Below are 7323 nucleotides of genomic sequence, written 5' to 3'. Positions count from 1 at the left end.
CTGCAGGTGCCGGCCATCACCGTGCGCGACCTCAGCGACGCAGATGTGGTGCTGACGCTCAAGAACTACTACCGCCGGCGGCCCCAGCCCCTCACCGAGGCCGAGGACCGCGGCATCATGGTCTATGTCCTGCGCTCCAACACGGTGGTGCAGATTCAGGAGGCGCTGGCCAATATCTTCGGCCTGAACGTGACGCCGGTGGATGACTTCGCGGAGGCCATGGCGGAGACCGAATCCGCCATCCAGCAGGTGCTGGCCGGCGCCAAGTTCGTCGAGCTTTCCCCTCAATCCGCGGAAGTGCGCCGTGAACAGCACCGCATGGCCCGCCAGGCCCACCTGCTCTCCGAGAGCACAGGCCGCGAGCCGTACCGGCGGGTGCGCATCTTCCGCGGCGACCAGGTGTGAGAAGCCGCCATGCCGGCGCTGTTCGTGACCTTCGAGGGGCCAGAAGGGTGTGGCAAAACCACCCAGGTGCGCCTGCTGGCGGAATGGCTGAGCGCCCGGAGCTACGACGTGCTGGCCACGCGTGAGCCCGGGGGCACACGCATTGGCGAACAAATCCGCGCCATCCTGCTGAACCCTGAGCATACGGAAATGGTGCCGGCGGCGGAGATCCTGCTGTTCTCCGCCGCCCGCGCACAAATTGTGCAGGAGGTCATCATCCCTCATCTACAGCGAGGCGGCATCGTCTTGTGCGACCGCTTCGCGGATTCCACGCTGGCGTATCAGGGCTATGGCCACGGCCTGGACCTGGGGGTCTTGCGCGTGATCACCGCCTTTGCCACCGCCGGCCTGACGCCCGACGTCACGTTCTACCTGGATATCCCGGTGGAAGAGGGCCTGCGGCGCAAGGCAGAGGCGGGACGGGGCGAGTGGAATCGGCTGGACCAGCGGGAGCTGGCCTATCACCAGCGGGTGCGGGAGGGATACCGGCAGTTGATCGCGGCGGAGCCGGCCCGGTGGGTGATCATTGATGCCAGGGGAAGCATCGAAGCCGTCCATAGGCAGGTGGTGCGGGAGATGGAGCGCCGGCTGGCAGTCCAGCAGGGCACGGCGCGCTGATTCGGTCACGACGCCGGCGGCAGTGCCTTTGCCGGCGGCATCACGCACTCATGGGAGGGATTGGAGATCATGAAGCTTATCCTCAGCATCGTCAACCGCGATGACTCCAACGCCTTGATTGACACCCTTTTGCGGCACGGATATCGCGCCACGGTCATCAGCACGACCGGTGGATTTCTGCGAGAGGGGAATGCCACCATCCTGGTCGGTGCAGAAGATGAAAAGGTGCCGGAGGTGCTTCAGCTCATCAAGGAGAGCTGTCACACCCGCACCCAGTTTGTGAACCCCCTTCCGCCGGTGATGGAGCCGGGTGAGCTGTACATGCCGGCCCCGGTGGAGGTGCAGGTTGGTGGCGCCACGGTCTTTGTCATGGATGTGCACGAGTTTTATCGCTTCTGATCAGAGGTCGTCCAGGCCTTCGGAGAGGCCGGCGGTCTCATCCTCGCCGGTGCCCAGCTCAGGTATGGCCTGCTCGATCTCTTCGGGGCTTTGGCCGGCTTCCAGCCGGTCAATTACCTCGTCCAGCTCGGGGCCCAGGTCTTCGCCCAGCTCACTGCTCATCTTGCGCATCCAGCGGGCGATACTGCGGGGATCGTTCTCGTCCAGATCGGGCAGGTTGCTCGGGTCCGCCAGGTCATCCAGCCGGCTCTCTTCGGAGCGCACCACCGAGACGCGGGAGACCAGACGCGTCAGGTGTGTGCCCTGACAGCGAGGGCATTGGGGGGTACCGGATTCCGCTTCGGAGAAAGTGCGCCAGAAGATGCTGACGCGCCGCCGGCAGTCATGACAGACATATTCGTAAATGGGCATGGCAACCGACTCCTTCCACCGAAGTGTACTGCAGGGGGATTATACCGAAAGGGTATCGCCGGCGGCAAATCCGGCTTTGAAGAAGGTAGTGGGCTTGCTCGTATCATGCACAGACCCGTCGGCTGTGGGGGAAACATGAATGGAACCGGACTGGCGTTTTTGAACGTGGGATTTGGGAGCATCATCGCCGCTCACCGCATTATCGCAGTGCTGGCCGCCGAATCCGCACCAACGCGCCGGCTGGTTCGTCAAGCCAAGGAAGAGGGGCGCGCCATTGACCTGACCTGCGGACGAAAGACCCGCACCGCAATCCTGATGGACACCGGCCATGTGGCCCTCGTATCCCTGCATCCGGGGACCGTCGCCGGCCGACTGCGCGAACTTATCAACAATGGTGGGCTGACCCATGTCGACGACAACGGAGAATAACCATTGGCCCCCGTGCGAGGGCAAGGCGGAAGAGCAGTTCGCCCTGCCGGCCTCCCTTCGGCCGGGCCGGCAGGACCCGCCCGCCGATGACCCCTTTGCCCTGGCCGCCCAACCCCAGCCCCTGGTGGTGGTCATCTCCGGCCCCTCGGGGGTCGGCAAGGACGCCACCGTCCGCCGCATGAAGGAGCTGGGACTGCCCTTCCACTTTGTGGTCACTGCCACCACCCGACCTCGCCGGCCGGGGGAGGTGGACGGCGTGGACTACCACTTCCTGACCCATCAGCAGTTCCAGGAACTGCTGGAGCGGGACGAACTGCTGGAGCACGCTATCGTCTACGGCGAGCACAAGGGCATTCCCAAGGAGCAGGTGCGGCGGGCGCTGGCCAGCGGCCTGGATGTCATCATGCGCCTGGATGTGCAGGGCGCGGCCACGATCCGCAAGCTGATGCCGGATGCGGTGCTCATTTTCCTGGTGCCGTCTTCGGAGGAGGAGCTGATCCGCCGGCTGGAACAGCGCAAGACCGAAACCCCCGAAGGCCTGACAACCCGCATCGCTACTGCCAGACAAGAGATGGAGCGCATTCACGAGTTTGACTACGTGGTGGTCAACAGCGACTGTCACCTGGATGAGACCGTCGAGCAGATCCGAGCCATTATCATCGCCGAGAAGTGCCGGGTGCGCAAGCGCCGCTTCCAGATTTGACCGCCCTTGCCGGCCGGCGCCAGCGTATACGGGCGGAGCAAGGAGGGATGAATTATGGCGGTGATGGAGTTTCATGGCGTGCGTGAGCCGGCCATCGCCGGCACCTGGTACCCTGGGTCCCCGACCGCTTTGCGCCGCACCATCGAGGAATATCTTTCCCGGGTGCCGGCGCAGGCCCTGCCAGGGGAGATCATCGGGCTGATCGCGCCGCACGCCGGCTATATGTATTCCGGCCAGGTGGCGGCCTACGCCTACCGGCAGATCAAGGGCCGGCAGTATGACCGCGTCATCGTCGTATCCCCCGTGCATCGGGCTTACATCGCCCGGGCCCAGGCTGTGGTCACCGCGGTCGAATACTACCGCACCCCGTTAGGGGATATCCCCGTGGACGTGGGGTTTCTCCGCCGGCTGGCGGAGCGCATCCCCCTCGGCCTGCTGCGCGATGACGACGAGCATTCGCTGGAGATCCAGCTCCCCTTCCTCCAGGTAACCCTTCCTTCCTTTCACCTGGTGCCCATCATGATGGCGGATCAGTCCTTGCTTTTTTGCCAGGACCTGGGCCAGGCGCTGGCCGAAGCGGTCGGGAAAGACGCCGGCAGTACCCTGTTCGTCGCCAGCACCGACCTCTCCCATTTCTATCACGACCGCACGGCGCGGGAGCTGGACCAGGGGTTTATCCGCTATGTCGAGGCTTATGATGTGCCGGGCCTGGGCTACGCCATAAGCCAAGGAAAGACGGAGGCCTGCGGCGCCGGCCCGGTCATCACCGTCATGACCGCCTGCAAGCTCCTGGGCGCCCGAGAGGCGCGCATCCTGCATTACGCCAATTCGGGCGACGTGACCGGGGATTTCTCGCGCGTGGTGGGATATGCCGCCGGCGTGATCCTGCGGTAGCCGGGCGCCGGCGAGAGTACGAGCATGCGCTATGCCGAAGTAGCGGTCAACGTTCCGATCTATCCCTACGGACGGAAACAGGACATCCCGGGCGAAAGCCCGACGGACGTGCGGGAGCGGCTCCTGCGCACCTTCCATTATGCGGTCCCCGGCGAATGGGAGGAGCGCCTGCGGCCGGGGCAGTTGGTGCAGGTGCCCTTCGGCAAGGGGCCGGCCCAGGGCATTGTGGTGGCGCTGGCGGACTCATTCCCGGTGCCGGAGACCCGCTACCTCACCGCGATCCTCGAGGAACAGCCGGCGGTGACGCCGGCGCAGATCGCCCTGGCACGCTGGATCAGCCGGGAGTACCTCGTGCCCCTGTTCGCCGCCCTGCAGTTAATGCTCCCCCCTGGACTGCCTCAACGTTCCCGTCTCCGCGTCAGATGGACCGGCCCGGACGAACTGCCGCCCGACCTGCGGCCGGCGGAGCGCCGGCTGGCCGAGCTTCTGCGGGAGAGCGGCGAACTGAGCAGTGAGGAGCTGAGCCGGCGTATGCCGAAGGCCCAGTGGCGGCGCGCCGCGGCTTCCCTGGCTTCGCGCGGGCTGGTCTATGCCGGCGTCCAGCTCGCCGCGCCGCGCGTGCGTCCCGTGTTCGACCGCACGGTCTGTGCCAGGGTGCAGAACCCGCGGCAGGCGCTGTTATCCTCTACCCTGGGACGCGACAGTGCATCGGCGCGCTTCCTGCAGGCGCTGATGGCCTCGGCCGACCCTTTGCCCGAACTGGAAGCCCTGTGCGCCCAGGCCGGCTGTACCCCTCAGGCGGCCCGCTCCCTGGAGCAAAAGGGGCTGATCCGCATTCTGCCGGCCCAAACCCTTGTCCGGCCGCTCCCGGCAGAGCACCTGCCGGCGGACTGGGAAGCGGCCCTGCGCAGTGCGCCGATGGTGAAAGGGATGCAGGCTCTGCTCCAGCGGCCGGAGCCGGCCGCTCCCCTTCCTATCACCGAGGCCTGCCGGCTCGCCGGCCTGACGCGCTCCCAGGTGCGCCGGCTGGCAGAGCGGGGGCTGGTGACCATCATCGAACAGCCGGCACTTGTGACGCTGGCGGTGGAACCAGCCGCGGCGGAAGAGGCACTGCTGGACCTGAAGGGCCTGCGGAAATATCTGCCGGCGCTGGAGTTCGTCGCGCGGGAGGGCCGGCCGGTCTGGGTGGGGGCGGTGTACGCCGAGGCCGGCGCCAACGCCAGCATCCTGCGGGAGCTGGCAGAAGCCGGCCTGATCCAGATGGAGGAGCAGGAGCGCCGGCGCGACCCCCTGGCGGGGATGGCGCTTGCCCCTGATCAGCCGCCGCGCCTGACACCGGACCAGGAGCAGGTCTGGCGCGAGATCGAGGGGGTGCTGGACGCCGGCCGGCGGGAGGTCTTCCTGCTCCACGGCGTGACCGGCAGCGGCAAGACGGAGATATACCTGCGCGCCCTGGCAAAGGTGCTGGAGGCCGGCCGGCAGGCCATCGTCCTCGTGCCGGAGATTTCCCTGACGCCGCAGACCATCCGCCGCTTCGCGGCGCGCTTTCCTGGCCGCGTGACCACCCTGCACAGCGAGCTGTCCGCCGGCGAGCGCTACGACCAGTGGCGCCGCATTCGCGACGGCGAGGTGGATATCGTCATCGGCCCCCGCTCGGCGGTCTTCGCGCCCCTGCCCCGTCTGGGCATCATCATCTTGGACGAGGAGCATGAGGCCGCCTACAAAGCCGAGCCTATGCCCACCTATCACGCCCGCGACGTGGCCCTTCAGCGTGCCGCCATCGAAAACTGCACCGTCATCCTCGGCTCGGCGACGCCCAGCCTGGAGAGCTATTACCGCGCCCTGCGGGGGGAATTCCGCCTGCTGGAGCTTCCTCAGCGGGTGATGGGCCATGCCCGTCAGATCGCCGAACAGCGGGAGCGCCTGCACATCCCGCCCGAACGCGCCCGCGCCCATCCCCTTGGGCCGGAATATGAGGGGGCCTGCTTCATCGAACTGCCCGAGGTCGAGGTGATCGACATGCGGCACGAACTGCGCGCCGGCAACCGCAGTATCTTCAGCCGGCGGCTCCAGGAGGCCCTGCGGCAGGTGCTGGAGCGGGGAGAGCAGGCCATCCTCTTCCTCAACCGGCGCGGCATGGCCACCGTCGTCTCCTGCCGCGACTGCGGCTATGTGGTGCGGTGCGAGCGGTGCAGTGTGCCCATGACCTATCACGAGGGGAGCCGGCTCCTCATCTGCCATCACTGCAACCACCGCATGCCGGCGCCGGCGGAATGCCCCTCCTGTGGGAGCCGGCGCATCCGCTACCTGGGCATGGGCACAGAGCGTCTGGAGAGCGCCCTGCAGGAGCTGTTCCCCGGCGTGCGCACCCTGCGCTGGGACCGCGATGTGACCGGCGTGAAGGGTGCCCATGAGCGCATCCTGGACCAGTTCAGCGCCGGCAAGGCGGATGTGCTCATCGGCACGCAGATGATCGCCAAAGGGCTGGACCTGCCGCTGGTGACATTGGTGGGGGTGGTGCTGGCGGACACCGCGCTCTATCTGCCCGATTTTCGCGCCGCGGAACGGACGTTTCAGCTTCTGGTGCAGGTAGCGGGCCGCGCCGGCCGCAGTATCCTGGGCGGACGCGTTATCGTGCAGACCTACACCCCCGAGCATTACAGCATCCAGCGTGCGGCCCAGCATGATTTCGCCGGCTTTTATCGCGAGGAACTGGCGTTTCGACAGCAACAGGGCTATCCGCCTTTCCGCCGGCTGGCGGCCCTGCGCTTTGCCCATCGCGATGCGGGCAGGGCACAGGCAGAGGCCGAGCGGGTGCACCGCCTGCTGGCGGATTACCTGCGCCGGCGGGGCCTCCGCGATGTGGGACTGTCGGGGCCGGTGCCCTGCTTCTTCGCGCGGGTGCGCGGCGCGTACCGCTGGCAGATTATCGTGAAGGCGAGCGAGCCGGCGGAGGTGTTCGGGGGATTCCCGCTCCCCGCCGGCTGGCGGCTGGATATTGACCCGGTGTCGCTGTTGTGAAGGGAAGATCGCCGGCTTCCGTGACCTCGCCGTGTGCTGCAGGCCATATACAGCTCATTATCATCCCCTCTCTATCCGCAACTGTTCCCCCTATAGCCTTATAGGGCCTACATGACTTGGCCGTCAGCGTCGGGCAGGGCTGGTGATTGATGAAATTCACCGCCGATGCTATAATGCCGCGCAATGTCAGGCTGTGATGCAGGAGGTGGGGATGGATTTCGCCGGGAAAAGGGCGCTGGTGACAGGGGGATCGAGCGGTATCGGCAAGGCGACCGCCCGGGCATTGGCGGCCGCCGGCGCGCATGTGTGCATCATCGCGCGGACGCCGGGGAAGATAGACGAAGCGCTGGAAGAGATACGTTCTTCTGCGGCAGACCCTTCCGGGCAGACGCTCATTGGGAGGC

At 66.6% G+C, this 7323-nt stretch carries 9 protein-coding genes; 8 read left to right on the top strand and 1 reads right to left on the bottom strand.

Annotated elements, in window-relative coordinates; translation table 11 throughout:
• The 3 genes from H5T60_09715 to H5T60_09705 form a co-directional block, all read left to right on the top strand.
• On the top strand, nt 1-405 hold a 405-nt coding region (locus H5T60_09715; GenBank protein MBC7242708.1), incomplete at its 5' end, for an AAA family ATPase.
• Between the two features lie 9 nt (nt 406-414).
• On the top strand, nt 415-1062 hold the full coding sequence (locus tag H5T60_09710; protein MBC7242707.1) for a dTMP kinase: 648 nt from the start codon (nt 415-417) through the stop codon (nt 1060-1062).
• A gap of 69 nt (nt 1063-1131) precedes the next feature.
• Nucleotides 1132-1461: a cyclic-di-AMP receptor gene (locus H5T60_09705; GenBank protein MBC7242706.1), complete on the top strand. Its 330-nt coding sequence runs from the start codon at nt 1132-1134 to the stop codon at nt 1459-1461.
• Here the strand turns inward: H5T60_09705 and H5T60_09700 are convergent, their stop codons facing one another.
• Nucleotides 1462-1872 carry a zinc ribbon domain-containing protein gene (locus tag H5T60_09700; GenBank protein ID MBC7242705.1) on the bottom strand — a complete coding sequence of 137 codons (411 nt, stop codon included), beginning with the start codon at nt 1870-1872 and terminating at the stop codon, nt 1462-1464. It lies immediately after the preceding gene.
• A gap of 150 nt (nt 1873-2022) precedes the next feature.
• Here H5T60_09700 and H5T60_09695 point away from each other — a divergent pair, with 150 nt between their 5' ends.
• The 5 genes from H5T60_09695 to H5T60_09675 all read left to right on the top strand — a co-directional run.
• Nucleotides 2023-2301 (top strand): DUF370 domain-containing protein, encoded by a 279-nt coding sequence (locus tag H5T60_09695; GenBank protein MBC7242704.1) that lies wholly within the window; start codon nt 2023-2025, stop codon nt 2299-2301.
• Nucleotides 2279-3004 carry a guanylate kinase gene (locus tag H5T60_09690; GenBank protein ID MBC7242703.1) on the top strand — a complete coding sequence of 242 codons (726 nt, stop codon included), beginning with the start codon at nt 2279-2281 and terminating at the stop codon, nt 3002-3004. Before H5T60_09695 ends, H5T60_09690 begins: the two co-directional genes overlap by 23 nt.
• Before the next feature lie 54 nt (nt 3005-3058).
• A complete protein-coding gene (gene amrB / locus H5T60_09685) occupies nt 3059-3898 on the top strand; it encodes an AmmeMemoRadiSam system protein B (protein MBC7242702.1) in 840 nt (279 codons plus the stop codon).
• A 24-nt stretch (nt 3899-3922) separates the two neighbouring features.
• Nucleotides 3923-6919: a primosomal protein N' gene (gene priA / locus H5T60_09680; GenBank protein ID MBC7242701.1), complete on the top strand. Its 2997-nt coding sequence runs from the start codon at nt 3923-3925 to the stop codon at nt 6917-6919.
• A gap of 211 nt (nt 6920-7130) precedes the next feature.
• A partial coding sequence (locus H5T60_09675; protein MBC7242700.1) for an SDR family NAD(P)-dependent oxidoreductase occupies nt 7131-7323 on the top strand: 193 nt, incomplete at its 3' end.

The sequence above is a fragment of the Anaerolineae bacterium genome, from assembly GCA_014360855.1.
Taxonomy (GTDB): Bacteria; Chloroflexota; Anaerolineae; order JACIWP01; family JACIWP01; genus JACIWP01.
Note: the sequence above shows the minus strand (reverse complement) of the source record. Positions and strands in the feature narration are given on the sequence as shown.